Source organism: Micromonospora sp. NBC_01796, assembly GCF_035917455.1.
GTDB lineage: Bacteria > Actinomycetota > Actinomycetes > Mycobacteriales > Micromonosporaceae > Micromonospora_G.
Genome location: NZ_CP109078.1, coordinates 4,433,193 through 4,457,138, shown reverse-complemented (window position 1 = coordinate 4,457,138; position 23,946 = coordinate 4,433,193). Strand labels below are relative to the sequence as shown.

The window sequence follows — 23,946 nt, the reverse complement described above, 5'->3', positions numbered from 1 at the left end:
GTCGTCAGCCCTGCCGTTGGGCCGCGCACTGGGCGCAGGTGCCGAAGATCTCCAGCGTGTGCCCCACGTCGGTGAAGCCGTGTTCGTCGGCAACCCGTTTGGTCCAGGTCTCGACCGTCGGTCCGGCCACCTCGACCGTACGGGCGCAGTGCCGGCAGACCAGGTGATGGTGGTGGGTCGGGCTGCACCGCCGGTAGAGCTGCTCCCCGTTGGGCAGCCGCATGACGTCGATCTCGCCCGCGTCGACCAGCGTCTGCAGGGTCCGGTAGACCGTGGTCAGTCCGACCCCGACACCGCGCTGGCGCAGGTCGGCGTGGAGCTGCTGGGCGCTGCGGAACTCGGTCACCTCACCGAGCAGGGCGACGACCTCGCCACGTTGCCGGGTGTTGCGAGTGACCCCGGGCATGGAATTGATCACGAGCGACACCTTCCCGACTCGGGCGTACGAGCGGGGCCAAGTGTACGGCGTGCGCCTCTCCTCCGGGCTCAACTCCCTTGACACGCAAATGAAAATCATTATCGTTTAGGCCGGGTCACGGAAGGTGGCTCTGTCTATGAAGGAGAAACCGCATGCGTTCACGAACCGCAGGGCTCGTCGCCGTCACGGCGGCGCTCACCGCGGGTGTCCTGGCCTTCTCAGCCCCCGCGCAGGCCAACGCCGTCACGGTGATCTCGCAGGGTCACGTCGACGCGGTGGACGTCGCCTACGAGGACGGCGAGTTGGGAATCACGATCCACGACGAGTCGGTCGAGCCGGACGTCGAGCGGGACCCGGCCGACGTACTCCTGGTGACCAAGCGCCAGGCGAAAACCACCGTGCCGGACGACCCGGCGTACGCGTTCCTGGGTGCCCCGGGCGCGCCGGTCTGGGTGCTGCCCGAGACGCAGGACCCCACCCTGCTCTGGCCCGGCCTTTCCACCGAGGAGATCGAACCCGGTGTCTTCACCGCAGACAGCATCCGGATCCGGTTCAAGCAGGTCCTCGGCCCGGACGGACTGAGCCTGTTCACCACCGACCCGGTCGGCGCGCCGACCGTGCTCGCCGACAGCGAGGACGGGCTGCCCGACGTGGTCACCCTGCCGGCGGGAGTGCACCTGCACGCGAACTGGGCGTTCGAGAAGGCCGGCATCTACCTGGTCAAGATCGACGCGACCGCCACCCTGGCCGCGAGCGGCGAGACGGTCACCTCGGCGCCGGTCTGGATCAAGTTCGCCGTCCTGTCCTGAGACAGCTCGCACCGAGCAGCCCCGCGCGCCCGAACCCCCTCCGGAGGACCCTCATGAAACTCAAGAACCGGCTGTTCGGCCTCACCGCCGTACTGACCGTGGCGGCGACCGTCTTCACCGCCTCACCGGCGATGGCGGCCACCATCGAAACCGGACACCTCGACGTGTTCGACGTGGACTACAACGCCGCCGACAACACCCTGACCCTCGATCTCAAGACGTACGCGCCGGACAACGACGACCTGTCGCCGGCCGGGCAGGTGCTCCGGGTGACCCCCGCCGCCACGGCCACCATCCCGAGCGGGACCGCGTGGCAGTGCCTCGGCCCGGCCGGAACCACCATGTACGTGGCCCCGCAGACCCTCGTCTCGGACCGGCTGTACGCCGGTTGGAACACCACCGACGTGCCGGCCGCCCAGGGCCCGGTCAAGCTGGAGTTGACCGGCTGGTCCGGGCCGGCCGGGTCCCGTTTCGCCCTCTACACCACCGGCGGTTTCCCGGCCACGCCCAGCTTCAAGTTGAACACCAACACCGCCGCCGGCTGCCCGGTGTCGGTGTGGCCGGGCGGCATCGCCGCCGGTACGCACGCGCACGGCAACTGGGCCTTCTCCACCGCGGGCACCTACACCCTGACGTTCAGGGCAACCGCCCAGAACGGCGCCGGAGCCACCTCGGGCGCGGTCACGTACACCTTCCAGGCCGGCTGACCGGCACCTGCACCGCCACGAAAACCGTGCGGGCCGATTCCACCCGGAGTCGGCCCCACGGTCGGCGGCGTTTTGCGTGTGCCACGCCCGTGGCGCCCGCCCCCGACACAGGGAGAGACAAGGAATGTCAGGCACGGCGAGAATCCGACTCGCCGCGGTAGCCGCCGCGGCGACAGCGGCGACAGCTCTGGTCCCGTGGACCCTGCCCGCCACCGAGGTGCTGGCCGCACCCCCGGCGAGCATCCAGCGAACCGTCGTCAACAACGTCCACACCGATGCCGTCGACGTGCAGTACGTGGACGGAAACCTGTGCCTGAAGACGCGGATCGGCAACGCCCCGGACCACGTACACGCGGATCCGAGCGAGATCGTCTTCCAGCTCTTCGACAACGAACTCTCGGCGGCGGGCGTACCGGACCTGCCGGAGTACGCGTTCCTGGGACCGGCCGGCGCACCACTGTGGCTGGCTCCGATGACCCAGCTCGACGGCCTGCTCTGGCCCGGTTGGGACACCGAGAGCCTGCCGAGCGGCGTGTTCACCGACGACGCGGTGGACCTGCACCTGCGGGCGGTGCACGGCCCGGGACGGGTCGAGGTGTTCCAGAGCGATCCGGTCGGTATGCCCATCCGCAACTTCAGCTCGGTCGACCCCGCGTACGCCTCGCTGCGGCAGCCGGTGTTCTCGCACGTACACGCAAACTGGGTGTTCACCGCACTCGGGCGCTACACCCTCACCTTCGAGGCCACCGCGACCATCGCCGGTGGCGCCACCCTGACCTCCGGGCCGGTCGACTACACCTGGTTCGTGGGCGGCGCCTCCGCGGCCGACGTGATCGGCGAGCCGACCGCCACGGGGGTCACGGTCGATCCCCCGTCATCGTCGGCGGGAACCCCGGTGGCCCTCACCGGTACGGTCGGACCGGCCGGGGCGACCGGGTGGATCGAGTTCTTCGACGGCGAGACGCCGCTCGGGTACGCAGAGGTCGGCGCCGACGGAACCGCGACGCTGACCACGACCGCGCTGGCCGTGGGCGAACACTCGATCACCGGCCGCTTCTCACCCCGATACGACAACGACCACCAGCGCTCGACGTCGACGCCGGTGATTCACCTGGTCACCGATGACCAGGGCAATCCGCCCCCGACCGGCTCCCCCACACCGACGGGTACCACCACATCGCCTCCGAGCCCAACCCCGACCCCGTCGCCCAACTCGCCCCGTACCGTTTCACCGACACCGACCGCGTCGGCCACCGCGACCGGCCGTCCGACCACCGCCGCCCCGACCACCCCGGCCTGCGTGCCGACCACCCGGACGAGCGGCGTGGTGCTGAGCCAGGGGCACGTGGACTATGCCGCCCGCATCGTCGGCGGGCGCCTGGTCTCGCAGATCAAGGACGGTACGACCGGCAACGGCACCACCTGGCGCAGCCCGTCGCAGGTGGTGTTCCAGGTCAGGCCGGCCGCGGCGGTCACCGTTCCGCCCGGTGGGCAGTTCGACTTCCTCGGTCCCGCCGCAACGACCGTGTGGCAGATCCCGCAGACCCAGAACCAGAACCTCCTCTGGGCCGGCTGGAACACCGAGGAGCTGAAGACCTCCCAGGTCAGCGGGCCGGTGACGTGGAAGCTCACCGGGGTGAACGGGCCGGGAGCGGTGGCCGTCTACCAGCTCGACGCGTTCGGCAAGCCGGTTGTCGTCCTCAACAGCGCAGACGGGCTCCCGGACAGCTACGACATCCCCCTCGGTACGCACGCACACGGCAACTGGGCCTTCACCAGGCAGGGCGCGTACCGGCTGACGTTCACCCAGTCGGCGAAGCTGGCCTCGGGCACGATCTCGACCGACACGCAGGTGCTGACGGTTGCCGTGGGTGACGCCGATCCGTCCGCGCTGCTGACGAAGACGACCGACACCGGCTGCGGCGGCGCGGGCGGTCGACTCCCGACCACCGGCGACTCGCTGGTCACGCCGATCTACCTCGGTACGGGCCTGCTGCTGGCCGGCGGCGCCCTGTTCCTGCTCACGAGGCGACGTCGACAGGCATGAGGATCGTCCGGGGGTACGGACGAGGGAACTGACCCACGGCCGTCACAGTGCCGGCCCGCGCGACGGCGGGCCGGCACTGTCGTGCCGGGTACTAGAAGACGTACCTGGCGAGTAGTCCGTGCCGGGGCGCGAAGAGCCAGGCGAGCAGGAAGACCGCGGTCAGGGCGAGCACGATCGTGCCGCCCACGGGCAGGTCCCACGACCAGGAGACGTACAGGCCGAGCAGGGCCGACAGGCCGCCGATGACCGGCGCCAGCAGCATCATGACGCCCAGCCGGTCGGTCAGCAGCCGGGCCGCCGAGGCCGGGGTGACCAGCAGGGCCAGCACCAGGATGTTGCCGATGGTCTGGACCGAGATGACCACCGCGAGGGTGACCATCACGTAGAGGACGATGTCGAGCCAGAATGCCCGCAGGCCGATGGCCCTGGCCATCTCCCGGTCGAGGGTGACCGCGACGAACTCCTTGTGTAGTAGGAACGCGACCAGGAGCAGGATCAACCCGGTCACCCCCACGACGAGGAGGTCCCGGTCCGGGATGCCGGTGATCGAGCCGAACAGGAACTGCTGCAGCGATCCGGCGTACCCCGGTGCCCGGGAGATGACCACGACACCGAGCGCGAACGCGGCGACGAAGAAGACGCCGATGACGGAGTCCTCCCGCAGCCGCCGGTTCTGCGAGAACACCGCGATCAGCAGGGCGGTGAGGATCCCGGCGACGGTGCCGCCGAGCACCAGGTTGCCGGATACGACAAACGCGACAGCAAGGCCGGGGAACACCGCGTGGGCGACCGCGTCGCCAATGAACGCCATGCCGCGCAGCACCACATGGCAGCCGATCACCCCGCAGACGATCGCCGACACCACCGCGATGAACAGCGCCTTGGGCAGGAAGGACAGGTCGGGGTTGAGCAGATCGGCGATGAAGTCGACCGGTGACACGTCACGCCCCCACGTTCGCGGCCGGGATGGTGGCCAGGCCGAGCGTCCGCAACAGATGGCTGTGCTCGCTCACCTGGAACGTTTCCATCCACAGGTGACGGTCCCGGAGCTGGTCCGGTCGGCCGGTGGCGATCATCGTCTGGTTCAGCAGGGCCAGCCGGTCGCAGCCGTACACCGCCGCCGCCAGGTCGTGGGTGGCCATCAGGACCGCGCTCTCCTTCGCCAGCGAGGTGAACAACTCGCCGAGTAGTTCCTGGGTAGGCATGTCCAGGCCGGTGAACGGCTCGTCCAACAGCAGGATCTCCGGCCGCACGGCAAGTGCACGGGCCACGAGTACGCGCTGCCGCTGGCCGCCGGAGAGTTCGCCGACCGGGCGGCGGCGCAGGTCGGTGAGGCGTACCCGGTCCAGCGCGTCCCCTACCGCGTGCCAGTCGGCCACCCGTGGGCGGCGCAACAGGCCGATCCGCCCGGTCCGGCCGGTCATCACGGCGTCCTCCACCGAGATGGGAAAGTCCCAGGTGAACTCGTGGCGCTGCGGCACGTAGCCGACCGTGGCCGTACCCGCCCGCGCCGGCCTGCCGGCCACCGTGATCCGCCCCCGCCCCGCCCGGACCAGGCCGAGTACGGACCGCAGCAGGGTCGTCTTGCCTGCCCCGTTCGGCCCGACCAGCCCCACCAGTTCCCCGACGTCGATCGTCAGGTCCACCTCCCTCAGCGCGAGCCGGCCGCCGAGTTCCACGCTCAGTCCCTCGACCACGAGCACCGGGTTCACCGCTCACCACCCGCCTCCGCCGTCGGTACCGTGGCCGAGCGTTCCGCTTCGGCTCGCCTCTTGGCGCGCCGACCGCGTACCAGCACCAGGATCGCCGCGGCGACGAGCGCCAGCCCGGCGACGGTGATCACCACGGTCGTGAGGATGGCCGGGTCCGGGCCGTCCCCATCGAGCGACGGTCCGGCCTTCGCGTCCGAGGCCGGGGCCGGGATCGGGGCGGTACCGGGAGCCGGGGTGGTGTCACCGCCGGCCGGGGTGCCCGACGCGGGATAGCCGGCGGTGAACGCCTCGTCGGTGCCGGTGGTGTCCCCGACCGCGAACCGGAGGACACCGGTACCGGTCAGGGGCCGGTCGTCGGCCAGATCGGCGGTGATCTCCAAGGCCACCAGGTAGACACCCGGCCCGCCGAAGACCCAGTTCGCGTGCGTGTGGGTGTTCGTGTCCACCCACAGGTCCTGCGGGAGGGTCTTGGTGGAGTCCCACAGGACCTGCGGGGCGCCGAGGTTCCCGGACTGGAGGTAGACGATCAGACTTCCGGGCCCGTGGACCCCGGTCAGTTTCATGGTCACGCCGCGCTGGATCGTGTCCATCACCCCGGGGTCCTGGGTGTTCCAGCCCACCCACACCACGTCCCGGTTCTGCGTCTGCGGCACCACGTACACCGGTGTGCCGGGACGCTGGCCGAGGAACGCGTACGCCGGGTCGTCCGGGATCGGCAGTACGGCGGTGTCGCGTACCCGGATCACCGCCTCCGACGGCTGCCGCCACACGGACGGTACGACGGTGTCGTCATGCACCCGGACCGTCCACGTTCCGTCGCGGTAGTGCGGGCCGATGTCGACGTGCCCACTGTCCAGCACGACCCGCCCGGCCGCCTCCCGCTGGTTCGGGTCCAACGTCTGGCCCCGACGGTCGTCCGCATCCGCTGGCGAAGGCGCCAAGAGGACCGCCGCCAGGATCACGGCGACGCTGGCCGCCAGCCGCCGCGGATGGTCGCGAATGATGCCCTTTGTCATCTCAACCCCTGTCGCGCTCGTCGGCATTGTTGTTGTCCCACTCACGGCCGCAGACAGCTCACGAGGGAGTCGGCGTTGAAACGCATCATCTTCAGGTAGGTGTCGACGGTCGCGCTGAAGGTGTCGCCGTAGATGGGACAGACCCGGACGCCCTGCTCCCTGGCCACCTCGACCAGCGTCGCGGAGCGCGCCCTGAGGTCCGGTTCGAGGAACACCGCCTTCACCCGCAGGTTCCTGATCGTCTCGGTCAACCTGACCCGGTCGGCGAGGCTCGGCTCGGTGGCCGGGCTCGGGGTGACGAAACCGGCTACCGGGATGCCGTACGCCCGGGCCAGGTACGCGAACGCGTCGTGCGTGGTGACCAGGTGGCGGTCGACCGGGGGAATCGACGCGATCCGCTCCGTCAGGTACGTGTCGAGGGCGCCGAGTTCGGCCAGGTACGCCTCGGCGTTACGCCGGTACGTCGCCGCGCCCGCCGGATCCACCCCGATGAGCGTGTCCCGGATCAGCTCGACATAGGACTGCGCGTTGCCGACGTCCTGCCACAGGTGCGGGTCGATCTCCCCGTGCACGTGTTTGCCGAGTACGGCCTGCGGCAACTGGAAGATCCGGTCACCGGCCCGGCCCAGGAACCGGTAGCTCCGACCGGAGGGAATTTCCAGCAGACCCTTGTTCGGCACCTCGATCACGGTGGTGGCGGGGTCGTACACCTGCTGGTCGGTCTCGCCACCGCCGTGCGGATCGGCGTACAGGTGGAGACGCCCGGCGTCGACGTCCACGGCGATGTCGGCGTGCCCCCGGCCGAGCACGGCCGGGTTGCTGAAACCGGGTACGGAGTGCGGGTCGACGCCGACGGCGAAGGTGAACCGCTGCCGTCCGAGTTCGACCGGTGCGGCCCGCTGGTTCACCCGCAGTTGGGCCCTGACCGTGAGCCGGTACACGCCGGGTTCGGTGAATGCCCAGCTCATGTGCGTGTGGGCGTCCGGTGGCAGGGTGGCTGTGTCGTCGCGGTAGCCGGTGCCGGGGTCGAACCCGTCCGCCGAGTCGAAGTACACGTCGGGGTTCCCGAACGACTCGGTGAGGTATCCGACGAGCCGGCCCGGCCCGGTCACCTCGGTCGCCGACAGCAGGATGTCCGAGGACCGGTTCGCGCCGTACCGCTGGCCGGTCCCGCGTACCCGCAGGCCGAGCCAGATGGTGTCCAGGGAGGCGTCCTCGACCATCGGGATGATCTCGGCGGCGTACTTGGTCGCCCCCTCGGCGAGCGAGATGTTCGGTACCTCAGGACGGAGGTTCGCGTCCAGTGTCCTGACCACGGACTGGGCCTCCAGCAGCAGGTAGTTGCTGAAGGCCAGATCCGCGTAGACGATGTTGCGTACGTCCCGCAGCGTCGGCTCGTACGTGTGCGAGTCGGCGCTGTCCGGCACGATCGAGTCGACCAGTACCCGGTCGCCGCCGACGTTGCGGACCAGGTCCGCCAGGATCCCGGTGGTGGTGACCACCTGGATCCGGTCAGCGGTCGCGGTGAACGCGACCGGGGCCGTACATCCCGACAGCAGCCCGACGACGGCGACCGCGCCGGTCAGGAGCTTGGCCGCTCTCATCCCTGTTCTCGTCCCCTCGGCCGGCCGGCTACCAGGACGCCTTGCGGATGCCGGGCAGTTCGCCGCGCAACGCCAACTCGCGGAACCGGACCCGGGACAGCCCGAACCGGGACAGCACCCCGCGCGGGCGACCGTCGATCTGGTCGCGACACCGCAGCCGGACCGGACTGGCGTCGCGGGGCAGCCGGCCCAGCCGCCGGACCGCCTCGGCCCGCACTCCCGGATCGGTGTCGGGGTGGCTGATCAGCAGCTTCAGCTCGGCGCGACGGTTCGCGAACCGGGCCACCAGGTCGGCCCGTCTGGCCTGCCGGGTGCCGAGACTCCGGCGGGCCATCAGCGCTCCTCACGGAAGTCGACGTGTCGGCGTACCAGCGGGTCGTACTTGCGCAGGACCAGCCGATCCGGGTTGTTGCGCCGGTTCTTCCGGGTGACGTACGTGTAGCCGGTGCCGGCGGTGCTCTTGAGCCTGACCACCGGGCGGACGTCGGTCTGGCGGGCCATCAGAGCCTGACCCCGCGAGCCCGCAGCTCGGCGACGACCCGGTCGATCCCCTTGCGGTCGACCGTACGCAGCGCCTTTGCGGTGAGCGTCAGCGTGACGAAGCGTCGTTCGCCGGCCACCCGGTAGCGGTGGCGCTGGAGGTTGGGGTTCCACCTGCGGCGGGTGCGCCGGTGGGAGTGGGAAACGGCGTTGCCGAAGCTCGGTGCGGCACCGGTGACAGCACATCGTCTGGACATGGTGTTCCTCCTTCGGCCCACACCCTAACGGAAACCGTTTTCATTTTCACACCCCGGGTGGATGGGAATCCTCCCCCGCACCATGCCATGATGACAACGATTTTCATTTCGGATGGAAGGACCCGCATGTCGTCATCGCTTGCCCCGGCGGGTGTCACGCAGTCCCGGACCGACCTGCGACCGGCGGTCACCGTGCTCTCCGGCTTCTGGCCAGGGGCCACCTTCGCCGTCGCCCGCGCCCTGCTCGCCGACGACCCGACCTTGCTGCTCGTCCGGCACGACCTGACCGGCGTACGGGACGGCCACGTGCGCCGGGTGGTCCGGGACCACACCGGGATCGTCGAGGACGAGTCGGTCACCCTGGCGCACGGCTGCGTGTCGTGCACCCTGCGCGAGGACGTCCTGCCCACCGTCGCCCGGCTGGCCCGCACCCACCCCCGGCGGGACCTGGTGCTGATGCTGCCCGAGGTGGTCGAACCCGAGGCGGTGGCCGCCGCCTGCGCCCACCACCTGCTCGACGGAGTGCCGTTCGCCGACCTCGTACGCGTCGACTCGTACGCGACCGTGGTCGACGCCGAACACCTGCTCGACGGCCTGGGGAGCACCGACGACCTGGTCACCCTCGGCATCGAGGCAGCCGTGGACGACGACCGCGCACTCGCCGACGTGATCACCCGACAGATCGAGTACGCCGACACCGTGGTGCTCTGGGGACAGTCCCCGGACGGCGCGTACGACACCGACCGGCTGGCGATCCTGCTGCACCGGATCGCGCCGTGGGCCGTACACGTCACCGCCGCCGACGACGGACTCGTCGACGCCACCGCGTTGAGCCGGCAACTGCGGCACACCCACCGGCACCGTCCGGAGACGCCCGGCGTACTGGCCCGTGGCATCGAGGGCTACCCGCTCGGCGTACACGAACCACTGGCCGACTCCGGTGTGGTCTCCGCGGTCTTCCGCGCCCGCCGCCCGTTCCACCCGGACCGGCTGCACGACGTGCTGGAGACGGTGACCGGGGAGGCGCTGCGCTCACGGGGCCACCTCTGGCTGGCCAGCCAACCGGACACCGTGGTCGCCTGGGAGTTCGCCGGCGGTGGCCTGAACCTCGGCACCCTCGGTCGCTGGCTGGTGAACCTGCCGCCGGAACGCTGGACCGGGGCGAGCGACCAGCGCCGGCTCGCCGCCGACCTGGACTGGGACCCCTACTACGGGGACCGGCACAGCCACCTGGTCTTCATCGGGCTCGACCTCGACCCGGTGGAGATCCACCGGCTGCTCGCCGGCTGCCTGCTCAGCGACACCGAGTTGGCCGACGGGGAGTTGGAATGGATGACCTATCCCGACCCGTTCGCCGGCTGCTTCCCGCTCCCCGACGAGGAACGGGAACTCGAATCACCTTCGGAAGGAACCGAACCACAGTGAAGCCCAACATCCACCCCGAGTACCGCTACGTCGTCTACCGCGACCGCAGCGCCGACTTCGCCTTCCTCACCCGCTCCACCGGGAACAGCGACCGGACCATCGAGTGGACCGACGGCAACACGTACCCCGTGATCGACGTCGAGATCTCCTCCGCCAGCCACCCCTTCTGGACCGGCCGCCAACGCCTCCTGGACACGGCCGGCCGAGTAGAAAAATTCCGCGCCAAATACGCCCGCCACAACCACTAACCCCCACCCCCCACCCCCACCCCCACCCCACCCCTTTCCGTTGATCATGAAGTTAGCGACGAGTTTTGACGCTCGGCGGGTCGCTAACTTCATGATCAACGCGGTGGGGGCGGGTGTGGTGGGGGGATTTGGGGGGTGGGGAACTAAAGGGGGGTGGGGGGCGACTATCGGTGCGGGCGTCCATTGCGGTACGTCCGCGCACGGCCCGAGCCGCCACGCCGACGGTTGGCTCCGGGTCCGGGGTCCCGTCCGGCGGCGCGTGGGATCACGGAGTGCGCACCTGAGTCGATCGACGACAGGAGCCGACCCGTGTCCACCGCTGCCGACCTCCAACCACCCGCCGGACCGGATGACAGACCACCGCTCGAGCTGTCCGACGAGCCACTGCACGAGCGATCGCCCGAGCCGTCGGATGGGTCGACCCCCGGGACGATGCAGCGGACACGGGAGCGGGCCTGGTTCGCCGTACCGCTGCTGCGACGGTTGCACTTCTACGCCGGGGTGCTGGTCGCCCCGTTCCTGGTGGTGGCCGCGCTGACCGGCCTGGCGTACGTGTTCACCCCGCAACTCGACAGCCTCGTCTACGCCGACGAACTGCGGGTCGCCGCCGTCGCCGGACCGGCCCGGCCGTTGGCCGAACAGGTGGCCTCGGCACGGGCGGCACATCCCACGGGCACGCTCACCACGGTCATCCCGGCCACCGCGCCGGACACCACCACGCAGGTGGTCTTCGCACTGCCCGAACTCGGCGACAGACAACACACCGTGTACGTCGACCCGTACACCGCGCGGGTCCGGGGCACCCTGGTCACCTGGTTCGGCTCGACCCCGCTCACCACCTGGCTCGACGACCTGCACCGCAACCTGCACCTCGGTTGGTTCGGTCGGATGTACTCCGAGCTGGCGGCGAGCTGGCTCTGGGTGCTGGTCGCCGGTGGACTGGTGCTCTGGCTCCGGCAACACCGACGGGGTCGGTCCCGCCTGCGGCGCGCACTGCTGCCCGACCTGGCCGCGCGCAACGTACGCCGTACCCGGGGTTGGCATGCCGCCACCGGGGTCTGGCTCAGCGTCGGCCTGTTGGTGCTCTCCGCGACCGGTCTGACCTGGTCCCGCTGGGCCGGCGCCCACTTCGACACCGCGCTGACCGCGCTCGACGCGAAATCCCCAACGCTCGACCTGGCCCTGCCCGAGGGTGCGCCGGGTCCGCACGGGCAGCACCATTCGGCCGGGGCGGACCCGACGGCGATCGACCCGGCCGCGGTGGAGCGGGTCCTCGGACACGCCCGCCAGGCCGGGCTCACCGGGCCGGTCGAGATCATCACGCCGGCCGAGCCGGGTCTGGCCTGGACCGTGACCCAGGCGGACTACACCTGGCCGGTACGGCTCGACCAGCTCGCCGTCGACCCGGTCACCGGACCGGTCGCCCGCAGCGACTTCGCCGACTGGCCGCTGCTCGCCCAGCTGAGCAAGCTGGGCATCCAGGCGCACATGGGCCGGCTCTTCGGCTGGGTCAACCAGGTGCTGCTCGGCGCGCTCGCGATCGGTCTGCTCTGCGTCATCGTGTGGGGCTACCGGATGTGGTGGCAGCGTCGACCCACCCGGTCCGACCGGCGTACGTTCGTCGGCCCGCCACCGGAACGCGGCACCTGGCGCTTCCTGCCCCGTCCCCTGCTCGTTCTCGCCCTGCTCCTCGTGGCCGCCCTCGCCTGGGCGCTGCCCACCTTCGGGGCGACCCTGCTCGCCTTCCTGGTCCTGGACGCCCTCCTCGCCAAAAGACGCGTCACCGTGACACCCACGCCACCCGCGCCGCCCGCCGGTCGGGAGTGAACGGTCTCGATCAGGCACGCATCGTCCCGGCGCAGCGGAGAGAACGGCAGGAGCGCAGCGGAGAAAGCGGGAGGTAAGGGGCATGAGGGGGTGGGGAGGGGGTAAGTGGGGGCGTGGATTGGTGGAGGACGGCTGGTGGGGGGCTCGAGGCGGGCCCGGCGGCGGTTGACTCCGGGCCCGGTGCCACCCCCGGGCCCGGCGGGCCGACGGCATGAACGGTGGTCAGCGCCGGTCGGGGCGGCGGGCGGCGCTGATGGCCACGCTCGGCGCGGTGGCGAACGCCGTACCGGCGGTCACCGTGCTGCCGAGCCTGCGCCTGCGGCTCTTCCCCAGGCTCAGCGGATTCGGGACCACCGACCATGTGGCGCTGACCTTCGACGACGGCCCGGACCCGGCCTCCACCCCACGGTTCGCCGAGGCACTCGCCGCCCACCGGGTACGGGCGACGTTCTTCCTGCTCGGTTCCACCCTGGCCGACGCGCCGTCGGTGGGGCGGGACCTCGCCGCAGCCGGTCACGAGGTGGCCGTGCACGGGTGGGCGCACCGGAACCTGCTGCTGCGCGGGCCGTACTCGACCCATCATGACCTGCTGCGGGCGCGGGACCTGGTCCAGGAGACCACCGGCCAGACGCCCCGTTTCTACCGCCCGCCGTACGGGGTGCTGAGTGCGGCGGCCCTGCTGGCGGCTCACCGGCTGGCCCTGAGCCCGGTGCTCTGGACCTGCTGGGGGCGGGACTGGACCCGTACCGCCACACCGGCTTCGGTGCTCGCCACGCTGCGTACCGGGCTGAACGGAGGCGGGACGATCCTGTTGCACGACTCCGACTGCGCCTCCGCCCCCGGTGCCTGGCGGTCGAGTCTGGCGGCGCTGCCGTACCTGCTGGACGAGTGCGCCCGGCGGGGGTGGCGGGTCGGTCCGCTGGGCGAGCACGGGCTGCCCCCGCGTCGGCCGGGGCGGGGCCGGACGGGACGTACCGCAGGCTCGGACGGGCGGCGCGGCGGTCGTTTCAGCGCACCCGGTCCGGCAGCTCCCCGGGATTGACCTTCTTCCGGGGTACGACCACCTCGCCCGGAATGGAGACCTCACCTGCCGGCCAGACCCGGGACGTCGCCGCCGGATGTACGCCCGCACCGCTGCGCACCGGCGTACGCCGACGGGCCAGTACGCCGCCGACCCGGTTCGCCCGGCGCAACGCCTCGAACAGCCGGTACGCCCCACCCGCGACGAGCCGGTGCTTGATCCCGGCCGCGCCCGGCGGCACCTGGTACCCGGTCACCGGCCGGTGCTTGCGGAACCGTACGACCATGCCGGTGAAGAACTCCCGGCGGCGGGCTGCCGGCACCCGCTGGGCGTGCCCGAGCACCTGGAGGAAGTGCCAGATCATCCGCTGGAAGATCTGTCCGCGCAGCTCGGCGGGGATCTCCGGGCGCTCGGCCAGGAATGCGAAGACCCGGTCCCAGTGCGGGAAGAGTTCGAAGTGGCGGCCGCTAACCGTGTGGGTGATCCCGCCGGTACGGCGCTGCCGGTAGACGTAGCAGTCCCGGTCGAGCAGGCTGATCCGCTCGGCCGCGATCATCAGCGGGAAGCTGAACGAGACGTCCTCGTACCAGCCGTCGGCGAAGGTGAGACCCAGGTCGGTGAGGAACCGGCGCCGGATGATCTTGTTGCAGGCGATGTGCAGTACCGAGAGCAGGGCGGGTCGGTCCCGCAGCGCGAACACCGGTGGCGAGCCGGGCGGCCCGGCGGCCCTCGACACCGACTCGGTCCGGACCCGGCCGTCCCAGTAGACCCGGCTGAACCCGGTGACCAGCAGGTCGGGGCGGGTCTGGGTGAGCCGGTTGGCGACCGCGGTCAGGGTGCCGTCCGGTAGCCAGTCGTCGCTGTCCACGAACCAGACGTACGTCCCGGTCGCGCTCGCCAGGCCGGCGTTGCGGGCGGCTCCCAGCCCCTGGTTGTGGTCGAGGGTGACCACCCGGAGTCGGGGCTCGGTGGCCGCGTACCGGGCCAGGATCTCGGCGCAGCCGTCGTCCGAGGCGTCGTCGACGGCGACCACCTCGAGGTCGGTGAACGGTTGCCGCAGGACCGAATCCAGACACCGGGTGAGGTACTCCTCGACCCGGTACACCGGGATGATCACACTGAGCAGAACCACCGGTCTCGACCTCCGGGGAGCGCGGGCCGGGATGGTCAGACCCCGACTGGCCTGGAATCAGGCACATGCTTAACGACCGGCACGCCCACAACGTTGCGCGGTCGTCCGGTTGCCGACAGCGTATTGATCGGGCCCCGTCGCCGCTGTCCCGTCGATTCGCGCGGGCGGACCCGGCCCGACGCGGTGTTACTTCACCGGAGGATGTCGACCGGTCAACCGCTCCCCGTCCGACGGCGGGGTACCTTCATGGTCATCGGCAGCCGCGACCGGGAACCGGAGATGAGACGACATGGGCGAGGTAGCGCGCAGGCTCGAATCGCTGGGACTTGTCCTGCCGCCGGCGATGCAACCCCCACCCGGGGTGCAGTTGCCGTTCCAGCCCGTACGGGTCCTCGGTGACCGGGCGCTGATCTCCGGGCACTCGCCGCAGAATCCGGACGGTTCGATCGGCGGCAAGCTCGGCCGGTTGGGCCTCGACCTCGACGTGCCGGACGGTTACGAGGCCGCCCGGATGACCGCGCTGTCGATGCTGGGCAGCCTGCAACGCGCCCTCGGCGACCTGGACCGGATCCGGGCCTGGGTACGGATCTTCGGCATGGTCCGCAGCGCCCCGGAGTTCAACCAGCAGCCGGCCGTGATCAACGGTTGCTCCGACCTGATCCTGGAACTCTTCGGACCGGAGGTCGGGGCGCACGCGCGCAGCGCGGTCGGTATGGCGGAACTGCCGTTCGGCATCCCGGTCGAGATCGAGGCCGAGGTGGCCCTGCACGTCTGAGCGCGCCTGCCGGTCGTGCCGCAGACCTTGCAGGCGGGTGGAGCAGTGACCGGGCAGGTCTGTGGGTCAGAGACCTGCCACCCAGTTCCAGGCGTCGACCACCCACTCGGTCTGGCGCAGGTACGCCACCCCCACACCGGTCAGGAACACCCCGGCGACCAGGTGAGCGCCTCGGGCACTGCGCCGTACCCGGCCCAGTTGCCGCTCCAGCACGACCCGGCCGAGCAGCCGGGCCAGGGCGAACAGGCCCACCGCCACCAGCAGCGTCAGCAGGAAGGCCACCACCGGGCTGGTGAAGTCCCCACGGGCCGAGATCGCCCAGATCCCCCAGCAGACGAACGCGAAGAGCCCACCGAGGGCACTCCAGTGCCCGCCGATACGCAACTGTCGCAGGTGGTACGCGAGCGGCAGCCGCTGTCGTGGCTCCTCGTCCACCACCGGCCAGCCGGTGCCTGTCTCCTCGTGCGGAGCGACCGGAAACGACTCGGTGCTGCGCTCGGTACGCGGGGCCCGCGGAGCGACCGGTGCCACTCCGCGCCGGAAGCCGTCCCGCTGCGGTGGCACCTCGACGGTCTGCTCGGCCCACGGCTGCGTCTGGTCTGCCATCTGTCCCTGTCCTCCCCCATCGGGCCGGTGACCCGTCCCGATTCGAGGGTAACCAGCCCGCGAAGCATCCGCCGCGCCGGCATCGATGGACCACCTCCCCGCCGGCAAGATCGGGCGACCCGGGTGGCCCGCCGACCGTCCGCCTACCGGCTCGGAATCGGGGTTCATGGACCGCCCGGCGCTGGATCGCCCAGGTGGCCCGCCGGACGGGTACGGTCGGCAGATGGCTGATCCCGAGCGTCGGCGTCGCCGGCTCCGACACAATCCCGGCGGTCCCGACGGTGGCGACGAGCCAACCACCGAGGGCCGGACGGCGACCACCTCGGAGGTCCACGACCCGACCCCGGAACAGGACGCCCCCCGCCGCTGGTCCGGCACCGATCGCAGCGGTGGAACCGGCGGCACGGCCCACGGCCCCGGGACCGGCGGAAGCCGCAGCAGCACCGGCGGGCACGGCGGCAGCGGCGGGCACGGCGGCGACGATCGGGACAGTGAGCGTGGGCTGCGCGGTCTCATCGGTTCGGGTGCCTCCCAGGTGGGCGTCAGCGCCGCGATGCGCGCCCGCGACGCCTCCCGCCCGACGGAAGCCGACCTGGCCGAGGCCGAACAGCGCGTGGTCGTGATCCGCCGCAACTGGGTCCCCCGCGAAGACCTCCCCCGCAACCCCCGCTAGCCCCGTCCCCCTCCCCTCGCCCCCTGCTCCCCCGTCCCCTGCTCCCCGTCCCGCCCCGTCGTCGATCTTGCAGTTATGGCTGTTCCCAAAAGCCGTGAAACAGGCGTTACCGGGAACCACAACTGCAAGATCGACGACGGGACGGGGCGGGACGGGACGGGACGGGACGGGACGGGACGGGACGGGACGGGGCGGGGCGGGACGGGACGGGACGGGGCGGGGCGGGACGGGGCGGAGGGACGGGGCGGGGCGGGACGGGACGGGACGGGGCGGGGCGGGACGGGGCGGAGGGACGGGGCGGGACGGGGCGGGGCGGGACGGGGCGGAGGGACGGGGAGGGCGGAGTGGGGTGGGGGGTGCGGCGCGTGGGCGATCGGGTGGGGTGGGGCGGCCGGTTGCCGGAGGGTGGGCGCCGATCGGGTTGGCTGGCTGTCGTAGATCGGTCACTCGTGTTGCCGTACGAGTCGTGACTCTGCGTAAATCCGATCCGTACGTTCCGCACAAAACGGTGTCCCAAGCCCGTCCGAGCCGGACATTCCGGCGTGCCAATGGTGGTCGCTCCGTGCCTGATCGGCACCCGCCACCGGCGCTGGGGCCAGGGGCCTCAGGCAGGGGGCACGGATGTCGGCTTCACAACCCAAACCCGGCGGGAACGGCGGCGGACTCTGGCACCGGTACGCCGTGATGCTTGCCGCCGTACTCGCCGTCACGGCGCTGCCCGCGCAGGCCGGCGCAGAACCGGCCGGCCGTACCGAGGCGGGCGGACGAACGTTGGCCACCGGTACGCGGACAGCGGCGGCCCCGGTCAGCCCGGAGGTGTCGGCCGCGCTGGCGACCCGTACCAGCACCACCTTCCTGGTCTACCTGAGGGAGCGGGCCGATCTGACCGGCGCGGCCCGGCTCGGCAACCCGGACGTGAGGGCCGCCGAGGTGTACCGCCGGCTCACGGACACGGCCCGCACCGCCCAGCGCGGCCTGCTCGCCGAGCTGGGCAACCGGAAGGCCCGGCACACCGCGTACTGGATCAGCAACACGGTCCGGGTCGAGGGCGACCGGGCGCTGGTCGACGCCATCGCGGCCCGCCCCGAGGTCGAGCGGATCGCACCCTCGCGCAGCTACGAGCTGGTCGAGCCGAAGCCGGCGAAGCCGGTCGCGCGGGCCGGGGTCGACGCCGCCGAGTGGGGTCTGACCAGCATCGAGGCGCCGAGGGTCTGGGACGAGTTGGGCGTACGGGGTGCGGACGTCGTGGTCGCCAACATCGACACGGGGGTGGACTACGAACACCCGGCGCTGGTCGGCAAGTACCGGGGCAACCTCGGCGGCGGCAGCTTCGACCACAACTACAACTGGTACGACCCGGCCAAGGCCTGCCCCGACGCCAACCCCTGCGACAACGACGGGCACGGCAGCCACACCATGGGGACCATGGTCGGCGACGACGGCCCGGAGAACCAGATCGGGGTCGCGCCCGGCGCGAAGTGGATCGCCGCCAAGGGCTGCGAGAGCAGTAGCTGCTCCGACGCCTCGCTGCTCGCCGCCGGTCAGTGGGTGCTCGCTCCGACCGACGCGAACGGCCAGAACCCCCGTCCCGACCTGCACGCCGACATCGTCAACAACTCGTGGGGCGGCGGCTCCGGCGACCGCTGGTACGCCGACACCGTCGACGCCTGGCGGGCGGTCGGGATCTTCCCGAACTTCTCCAACGGCAACGCCGGCCCCGAGTGCGGCACCGCCGGCTCCCCCGGCGACTACCCCAACTCCTACTCCGCTGGTGCGTACGCCATCGACAACAGCATCGCCGACTTCTCCAGCCGGGGCGCGTCCACGGTCGACGGCGGCATCAAACCGAACATCGCCGCCCCCGGGCAGGAGATCCGTTCCAGCGTGCCGGGCAACGCGTACGCCTATTTCAGCGGCACCTCGATGGCGGCCCCGCACGTCGCCGGAACGGTGGCGCTGATCTGGTCGGCGTCGCCGACGCTGCGCGGTGACCTGGCCGCCACCGAAGCACTGCTCGACAACACCGCCACCGACGTGGACTCGGTCGAGTGCGGCGGGACCGTGGACGACAACAACACCTTCGGCGAGGGCCGGCTGAACGCGTACCAGGCGGTCAAGGCCGCCCCCCGCGGACCGGTCGGCCAGGTCACCGGGACGGTGACCGCGGCGGCCGACGGCGCCCCGATCGGCGGCGCCACGGTCAGCACCGCCGACCACACGGTCACCACCGGCCCCGACGGCCGCTACGTGTTGTCGCTGCCGGCCGGTCAGCACCGGCTGACCGCCGCCGCGTACGGCTTCGTCGCCCGGACCGAGCCGGTGACCGTTCCCGTCGACGGGTCCGTCACCCGCGACTTCGCCCTGGTCGCGGCGCCGACCGTGACCGTCTCGGGCAGGGTCAGCGACGGCTCCGGCCACCGCTGGCCGCTGTACGCCGCGATCGACATCCCCGGCCGTCCCGGCGGCCCGGTCTTCACCGACCCGTTCACCGGCGCGTTCAGCTTCACCGTGCCCGGCAGCACCACCTACCAGGTCACCACCACCGCCCGGTACCCCGGCTACCCGCCGGTCACCACCGCGCTCCAGGTCGGGGCCACGGGCCGGACCGCGAACATCGCCGTGCCGGTCGGCGCGGACTGCACTGCCCCCGGTTACCGCGCCGCCGCCGGTGGTGGATGCGAGCCGGTGCCGGGCGGCCTGGTTGTCGGGTTCACCACCGACCACAACACCGGTACGGCACTCAACGGCGTCCGGGTGATCCGGGCCGACTGGTTGCCCGGGCACCCGTACGGGCTGTCCGCGGCCACCTCGGACGACCCGAACCTGCCCGACGGGTTCTACTGGCTCTTCTCCGACCGTCTCGGCAGCCTCCAGTTCCGGGCCGGCCGGTCGGCGTACGCCACCGCGGGTGCGGGGGTGACCGTGGTCGCGAACGCCGTCAGGCGGGCCGACTTCGCGCTCCGGGCGGGCCGGCTCACGGTCAGCTCCGGCGGTGTCGAGATGCACCAGCCGTACGGCAGCACCCGTACCGCCACGGTGACCGTGACCAACACCGGGACCGCTCCGGCGCAGGTGGAACTGCTGGAGCGGCCCGGCACGTTCGACCTGCTCTCCCGGCCCGGCGCGGCACTGGTCGAACGGAAGCTCACCGGCGTCAGTACGGCCTCCCGGATCAGCCGACCGGGCCCGTTCGCATCGCCGGCCGCGCCCAGAGCCGGGGCGCGAACCGGAACGGTGGGGGAGGACGAGAGCTGGCAACGGATCGCCGACCTGCCGTCGGCCGGGTTCGACAACGCTGCCGCGGTGCTCGACGGGAAGGTCTATTCAGTCGGCGGTGGCATCGGGATCGGCAACGCCCGCCAGGTGACGGTGTACGACCCGACGGCCGACACCTGGAGTCCCCTGCCGGACCTGCCGATCGGACGGGCCAAGCCGTCGGTGACGGTGTACGGCGACAGGATCTACGTGGTCGGCGGCTGGGAGGAGGACGAGGACGACTGGAACGCACCCCCGCTGCCGGACGTCGTCGTCTACAACCTGAGCACCGGCGGGACCTGGCAGCGGCTTTCCGGGGTGACGAACCCGGCCCCCCGGGCCGCCGCCGGCACGGCGGTCGTCGACGGCCGGGTCTACCTGGTCGGCGGCTGTGTCGACGCGTCCTGCGAAAGGTCGGCCGATCTGGTGATCTTCGACCCGGCGACGCAGGAGTTCCGTACCGGGGCCGCCTATCCCCGCGAGGTCTCCTGGGTCTCCTGCGCCGGCGTCGCGGGCAAGGTCTACTGCGCCGGTGGCAGCGCCGACGAACCGACCAACGACGCGTACGTCTACGACCCGGCGACCGACGCCTGGACCCCGTTGCCCGTACCACCGGTGGCCCTCTGGGGTTCCCAGTACGCCGCCGCCGGCGGGCTGCTGGTGATCAACGGTGGGATCCTCGCCGACCAGGACGCGATCACCAACCGCACCATCGCGTACAACCCGGCGCTGGGTAGCTGGCGGGAACTGCCCGCGTCGCAGTTCGCGCAGTACCGGGGCGCGGGTGCGTGCGGGGCGTACAAGCTCGGCGGGATGCCGCAACCGTGGGAGCCGTCCGGGGAGGCGGAACGGCTCGGCGGACTGGAGTCCTGTGACGAGAACCTCGACGTACCGTGGCTGGCCCTGGCGCCGGGCGCCTTCCCCCTGGCACCGGGCGAGTCGAAGGTGGTGACGGTCGGCCTGACCGCCACCCCGGCGAACGGGGTCGACCAACCGGGCGGCTACGCCGCGGCGGTCGGGATCCGGGCGGACGTCCCCTACCCGACGCCGACCGTGGCGATCCGGACGAACGTCGCGCCGCCACCGAGCTGGGGCAAGATCCAGGGCACCGTGCTCGGCCAGCCGTGTACGGGCGACCCGGTGCCGGTGCCGGCGACGGTGCAGATCAACCTGGCCAGCGATCCGGGCACCGGCTACACGGTGAGCGCCGACGACCGGGGCCGGTACGCGATCTGGCTGCCCCGGGGCCGGTACGACATGATCGTCGCCCAGGACGGCTGGAAGCCGCAGGGCAAGCGGCAGGTGGTGACCGCCGGCCTGGTCTCGACGGTCGACTTCACCCTGGACCCGGTACGCCCCTGCGGAACCCGCGTCGGCGGCCTCTGACGGACCGGGGGGCCTACTCACGGATGCCCATCCCCTCGACCGGCGGCGTACGCAGCACCCGGCCGATCGGCAGCATCGTGGCGACCAGCGCGAGAGTGACCGTGCCGGCGACGATGGTGATCCAGCCGGGGGCCGGCACGTACGGGATGCGCTGCCCGGCGACGGCGTTGACGATCGACGAGAGGGTGACCGCCGCGATCGCCGCGCCGATGGAGATCGCCACGCCGAGCAGGCCGGCCTGTTCGGCGTGGACCATCCGCCTCACCTGGCCTCGGGTCACCCCGACCAGCCGCAGCAGGGACAGCTCGCGGGTACGGGCCAGAGCCGCCATGCTCAACGTGTTGGCCGCCGCGAGGACCGCGTACCCGACCAGCACGGTGATCAGCAGCTTGTTCAGCCAGGCGCTGATCGCCAGGTCCCGGGCGAGTTCGCTGGTGAGCCGGTCGGTGCCGATCACGGTGCTCGCCGGGTATCCACCGGCGAGGTCGGCCAGGGCCGCGCCGACGTCGGCGCCCGGTGCGGTACGGATCAGGACGTGGTCGTCGAGGTCGGTCACGGTGTGGCCGGCGAGCGTCTCGGTGCTCAGGGTGACGTCACCGAATCCCCAGCCCCGGTCGTAGATCGCGACGATCCGCAGGGTGACGGGTGTGCCGTCGCCGAGCCACAGTCGCGCGTCGCCGCCGAGCCGCCAGCCCGAGGACTCCGCCTGTGAGCTGGACACCGCCACGGTGTCGGTACGCAGGTCGGCGAGGGTTCCCGACCGTACGCGCAGGTCCATGGTCTGGTCCGCACCCTGGGGGTCGATGCCCTGGGCGACCACCGCCTGGGCCTCGAACGTGTTGGGCACGATCACCGACGTGCGGCGTACCCCGGTCGCGGCGAGCACCCCCGGAATCCGGCGGGCTTGCTCGGCGGCCGACGTGGGCAGACCGCCGCCGCCGATCAGCGCCTGCTGGGCGAGCGTGCCGTCACGGCTCTGGAGCACCGTCTGGCGTTCCAGGTTGTCCTGGAGGAACCAGACGGTGCCGCCGAACCCGACGGAGAGGACCAGCGCGGTCAGCACGGCGACCATGCCGCGCGCGTTCGCCCGCAGGTTCGCGGCGGCAAGGTATCCGCTGTTGCCCCAGACGGTCCCCAGGACCGGCGCGAGCAGCCGGGCGGCGGCCTGGTTGATCCACGGCGCGAGGAGCGCGATCGCCAGCACGAACGTGTACAGCATGCCCACTGCGGCGCCCATCGCGGCCTGACCGTCGGTGGCGCCGGTGAGACCGATCAGGGACACCCCACCGGCCAGGAACACCAGTCCGGACACGAGCCGGGTCCGGCCGCCCCGGGCCGGCTCGACGGCCGCCTCACCCAGCGCCTCGGTGGGCCGGATCCGGGTGGTACGCAGCGCGGCGATCCAGGCGGAGACCAGCGCGACGGCGGCCACCGCCACGGTCACCGCCAGCGCGGACAGGACGCCGCCGCGCAGGGTGAAGGTGTCGGGGACGAACCCCCGGGTCACGAGCTGGTCCCTGGTCCAGGCGGTGGCGGCCAAACCGGCGGGTACGCCGACCACGGCGGCGAGCAGGCTGAGCAGGCCCACCTCGCCGAGGATCATCAGCCGCACCTGTCCCGGAGTCGCCGCGATCGCCCGGAGCAGGGCGAGGTCGCGGCGGCGGTGCCGGACCGACAGGCCGACCGTCCCGGCGACCACGAAGATGATGATCATCGCGGCGTAGCCGCCGAACGCGGAGCCGGCCTCCACGGTCAGCGCCCGCGCGGCTGCCGCCTCGGGCTGCTCGGCCAGCCCCCGCTCGACCCCCGTGTACGTCTTCGCCTGCGCGTCGGCCGCCACCCGGCGCACCGCAGCGATCACGGCCGACCGGTCGGCGCCCGGCTCGGCGAGCACGCCGATCGCGTCGACCCGGCCCGGGTGCGGGTCGAGCCGGGCGGCCAGCGCATCGGTGAAGAACAGTGCCGCTGTCGGGCCGTCCGTGCCGGCCGTGTCGACAACACCGGTCACCCGGTACTCGTGGGTGCTCCCCCCGGTGATGATGGTCGTGGTGTCGCCCGGACCGAGTCCCCCGCCGGCGGCGAGCCGGGCGTCGACGGCGATCTCACCGTCGGACCGTGGTGGCGTGCCGGAGACCACCCGGTACGGGGCAAGCGCGGCGCTCCCCCAGCCGTGGCCGGCGGTCGGCAACCCTGGCGACGCCGCCAGTGTGGCCACGATCGAACGGTCACCCACGGCGCCGGCCACGCCGGGCACCGCGGCGATCGCGGCGACCAGCGAGTCCGGGACGCCGCCGCGTTCGGGCAGCGCCACCGTGGTGGGGGGCTCGGTCTCGCCGAACATCTCCGGCCCGGGCACCGTGAGGTCGCGGTGGGCGACCACGGCGACCGTGCCGGCGTACCGCTGGGGCAGGCCGTGGTAGCGCAGCCCCGATTCCACCAGCAGCCCGCACACCATCAGGATCATGATGCCGGCGGCGAGCGCGACGAACGTCGCCACGAAACTGCCCTTGCGGAAGCGCAGCATCTGCGCGGCCAGTCCGAACACGGC

The 23,946-nt window shown here is 71.8% G+C and carries 21 protein-coding genes; 10 read left to right on the top strand and 11 right to left on the bottom strand.

What is annotated here, in order from left to right:
• Window positions 1-4: 4 nt before the first annotated feature.
• Window positions 5-406 carry a Fur family transcriptional regulator gene (locus tag OIE47_RS20550; protein ID WP_326563181.1) on the bottom strand — a complete coding sequence of 134 codons (402 nt, stop codon included), beginning with the start codon at window positions 404-406 and terminating at the stop codon, window positions 5-7.
• Between the two features lie 164 nt (window positions 407-570).
• Here OIE47_RS20550 and OIE47_RS20545 point away from each other — a divergent pair, with 164 nt between their 5' ends.
• The 3 genes from OIE47_RS20545 to OIE47_RS20535 all read left to right on the top strand — a co-directional run bounded on the left by OIE47_RS20545 (window position 571) and on the right by OIE47_RS20535 (window position 3,981).
• Window positions 571-1,227 carry a choice-of-anchor M domain-containing protein gene (locus OIE47_RS20545; RefSeq protein ID WP_326556165.1) on the top strand — a complete coding sequence of 219 codons (657 nt, stop codon included), beginning with the start codon at window positions 571-573 and terminating at the stop codon, window positions 1,225-1,227.
• Between the two features lie 53 nt (window positions 1,228-1,280).
• Window positions 1,281-1,934, top strand: coding sequence for a choice-of-anchor M domain-containing protein (locus OIE47_RS20540; RefSeq protein ID WP_326556164.1), 654 nt, complete (start codon window positions 1,281-1,283; stop codon window positions 1,932-1,934).
• A 124-nt stretch (window positions 1,935-2,058) separates the two neighbouring features.
• Complete coding sequence (locus tag OIE47_RS20535; protein ID WP_326556163.1) at window positions 2,059-3,981, top strand: TIGR03773 family transporter-associated surface protein; 1,923 nt, start codon at window positions 2,059-2,061, stop codon at window positions 3,979-3,981.
• 91 nt (window positions 3,982-4,072) lie between these two features.
• Here OIE47_RS20535 and OIE47_RS20530 read toward each other — a convergent pair whose 3' ends face one another.
• From OIE47_RS20530 to rpmB, 7 genes are read right to left on the bottom strand one after another with little or no spacing between them, the layout of a single operon-like run.
• Window positions 4,073-4,921 (bottom strand): anchored repeat-type ABC transporter permease subunit, encoded by an 849-nt coding sequence (locus tag OIE47_RS20530; protein ID WP_326556162.1) that lies wholly within the window; start codon window positions 4,919-4,921, stop codon window positions 4,073-4,075.
• 1 nt (window position 4,922) lies between these two features.
• Window positions 4,923-5,660: an anchored repeat-type ABC transporter ATP-binding subunit gene (locus OIE47_RS20525; RefSeq protein WP_326563180.1), complete on the bottom strand. Its 738-nt coding sequence runs from the start codon at window positions 5,658-5,660 to the stop codon at window positions 4,923-4,925.
• 29 nt (window positions 5,661-5,689) lie between these two features.
• A complete protein-coding gene (locus OIE47_RS20520) occupies window positions 5,690-6,709 on the bottom strand; it encodes a choice-of-anchor M domain-containing protein (protein WP_326556161.1) in 1,020 nt (339 codons plus the stop codon).
• A gap of 41 nt (window positions 6,710-6,750) precedes the next feature.
• On the bottom strand, window positions 6,751-8,313 hold the full coding sequence (locus tag OIE47_RS20515; RefSeq protein ID WP_326556160.1) for an anchored repeat ABC transporter, substrate-binding protein: 1,563 nt from the start codon (window positions 8,311-8,313) through the stop codon (window positions 6,751-6,753).
• A gap of 28 nt (window positions 8,314-8,341) precedes the next feature.
• A complete protein-coding gene (gene rpsN / locus OIE47_RS20510; protein ID WP_326556159.1) occupies window positions 8,342-8,647 on the bottom strand; it encodes a 30S ribosomal protein S14 in 306 nt (101 codons plus the stop codon).
• On the bottom strand, window positions 8,647-8,814 hold the full coding sequence (gene rpmG, locus OIE47_RS20505; RefSeq protein ID WP_326556158.1) for a 50S ribosomal protein L33: 168 nt from the start codon (window positions 8,812-8,814) through the stop codon (window positions 8,647-8,649). The genes rpsN and rpmG overlap by 1 nt, the downstream gene beginning before the upstream one ends.
• Window positions 8,814-9,050 carry a 50S ribosomal protein L28 gene (rpmB, locus tag OIE47_RS20500; RefSeq protein WP_326556157.1) on the bottom strand — a complete coding sequence of 79 codons (237 nt, stop codon included), beginning with the start codon at window positions 9,048-9,050 and terminating at the stop codon, window positions 8,814-8,816. The genes rpmG and rpmB overlap by 1 nt, the downstream gene beginning before the upstream one ends.
• Window positions 9,051-9,176: 126 nt before the next feature.
• Here rpmB and OIE47_RS20495 point away from each other — a divergent pair, with 126 nt between their 5' ends.
• From OIE47_RS20495 to OIE47_RS20480, 4 genes are all read left to right on the top strand, one after another.
• Complete coding sequence (locus OIE47_RS20495; protein WP_326556156.1) at window positions 9,177-10,475, top strand: CobW family GTP-binding protein; 1,299 nt, start codon at window positions 9,177-9,179, stop codon at window positions 10,473-10,475.
• The gene (locus tag OIE47_RS20490) at window positions 10,472-10,723 is read left to right on the top strand and encodes a type B 50S ribosomal protein L31 (protein WP_326556155.1); all 252 of its coding nucleotides are present in this window, start codon (window positions 10,472-10,474) and stop codon (window positions 10,721-10,723) included. Before OIE47_RS20495 ends, OIE47_RS20490 begins: the two co-directional genes overlap by 4 nt.
• 432 nt (window positions 10,724-11,155) lie before the next feature.
• On the top strand, window positions 11,156-12,550 hold the full coding sequence (locus OIE47_RS20485) for a PepSY-associated TM helix domain-containing protein (protein ID WP_326556154.1): 1,395 nt from the start codon (window positions 11,156-11,158) through the stop codon (window positions 12,548-12,550).
• A 211-nt stretch (window positions 12,551-12,761) separates the two neighbouring features.
• Window positions 12,762-13,592, top strand: a complete 831-nt coding sequence (locus tag OIE47_RS20480; RefSeq protein ID WP_326556153.1) for a polysaccharide deacetylase family protein — start codon at window positions 12,762-12,764, stop codon at window positions 13,590-13,592.
• Here the strand turns inward: OIE47_RS20480 and OIE47_RS20475 are convergent.
• Window positions 13,558-14,703 (bottom strand): glycosyltransferase family 2 protein, encoded by a 1,146-nt coding sequence (locus tag OIE47_RS20475; RefSeq protein ID WP_326556152.1) that lies wholly within the window; start codon window positions 14,701-14,703, stop codon window positions 13,558-13,560. The two genes, OIE47_RS20480 and OIE47_RS20475, sit on opposite strands and share 35 nt — an antisense overlap.
• 289 nt (window positions 14,704-14,992) lie before the next feature.
• Here OIE47_RS20475 and OIE47_RS20470 point away from each other — a divergent pair, with 289 nt between their 5' ends.
• Entirely contained in the window at window positions 14,993-15,478 is a 486-nt protein-coding gene (locus tag OIE47_RS20470) for a RidA family protein (protein WP_326556151.1), read from the top strand.
• Between the two features lie 66 nt (window positions 15,479-15,544).
• Here OIE47_RS20470 and OIE47_RS20465 read toward each other — a convergent pair whose 3' ends face one another.
• Entirely contained in the window at window positions 15,545-16,084 is a 540-nt protein-coding gene (locus tag OIE47_RS20465) for a hypothetical protein (protein WP_326556150.1), read from the bottom strand.
• Window positions 16,085-16,307: 223 nt separating this feature from the next.
• Here OIE47_RS20465 and OIE47_RS38035 point away from each other — a divergent pair, with 223 nt between their 5' ends.
• Both OIE47_RS38035 and OIE47_RS20455 read left to right on the top strand, forming a co-directional pair.
• On the top strand, window positions 16,308-16,757 hold the full coding sequence (locus tag OIE47_RS38035) for a hypothetical protein (RefSeq protein ID WP_442791973.1): 450 nt from the start codon (window positions 16,308-16,310) through the stop codon (window positions 16,755-16,757).
• A 684-nt stretch (window positions 16,758-17,441) separates the two neighbouring features.
• Window positions 17,442-21,398, top strand: a complete 3,957-nt coding sequence (locus tag OIE47_RS20455; protein ID WP_442792179.1) for a S8 family serine peptidase — start codon at window positions 17,442-17,444, stop codon at window positions 21,396-21,398.
• A gap of 13 nt (window positions 21,399-21,411) precedes the next feature.
• On the opposite strand, the gene OIE47_RS20450 is transcribed toward OIE47_RS20455, so the two are convergent.
• Window positions 21,412-23,943, bottom strand: coding sequence for an FtsX-like permease family protein (locus tag OIE47_RS20450; RefSeq protein WP_326556148.1), 2,532 nt, complete (start codon window positions 23,941-23,943; stop codon window positions 21,412-21,414).
• Between the last annotated feature and the right edge of the window lie 3 nt (window positions 23,944-23,946).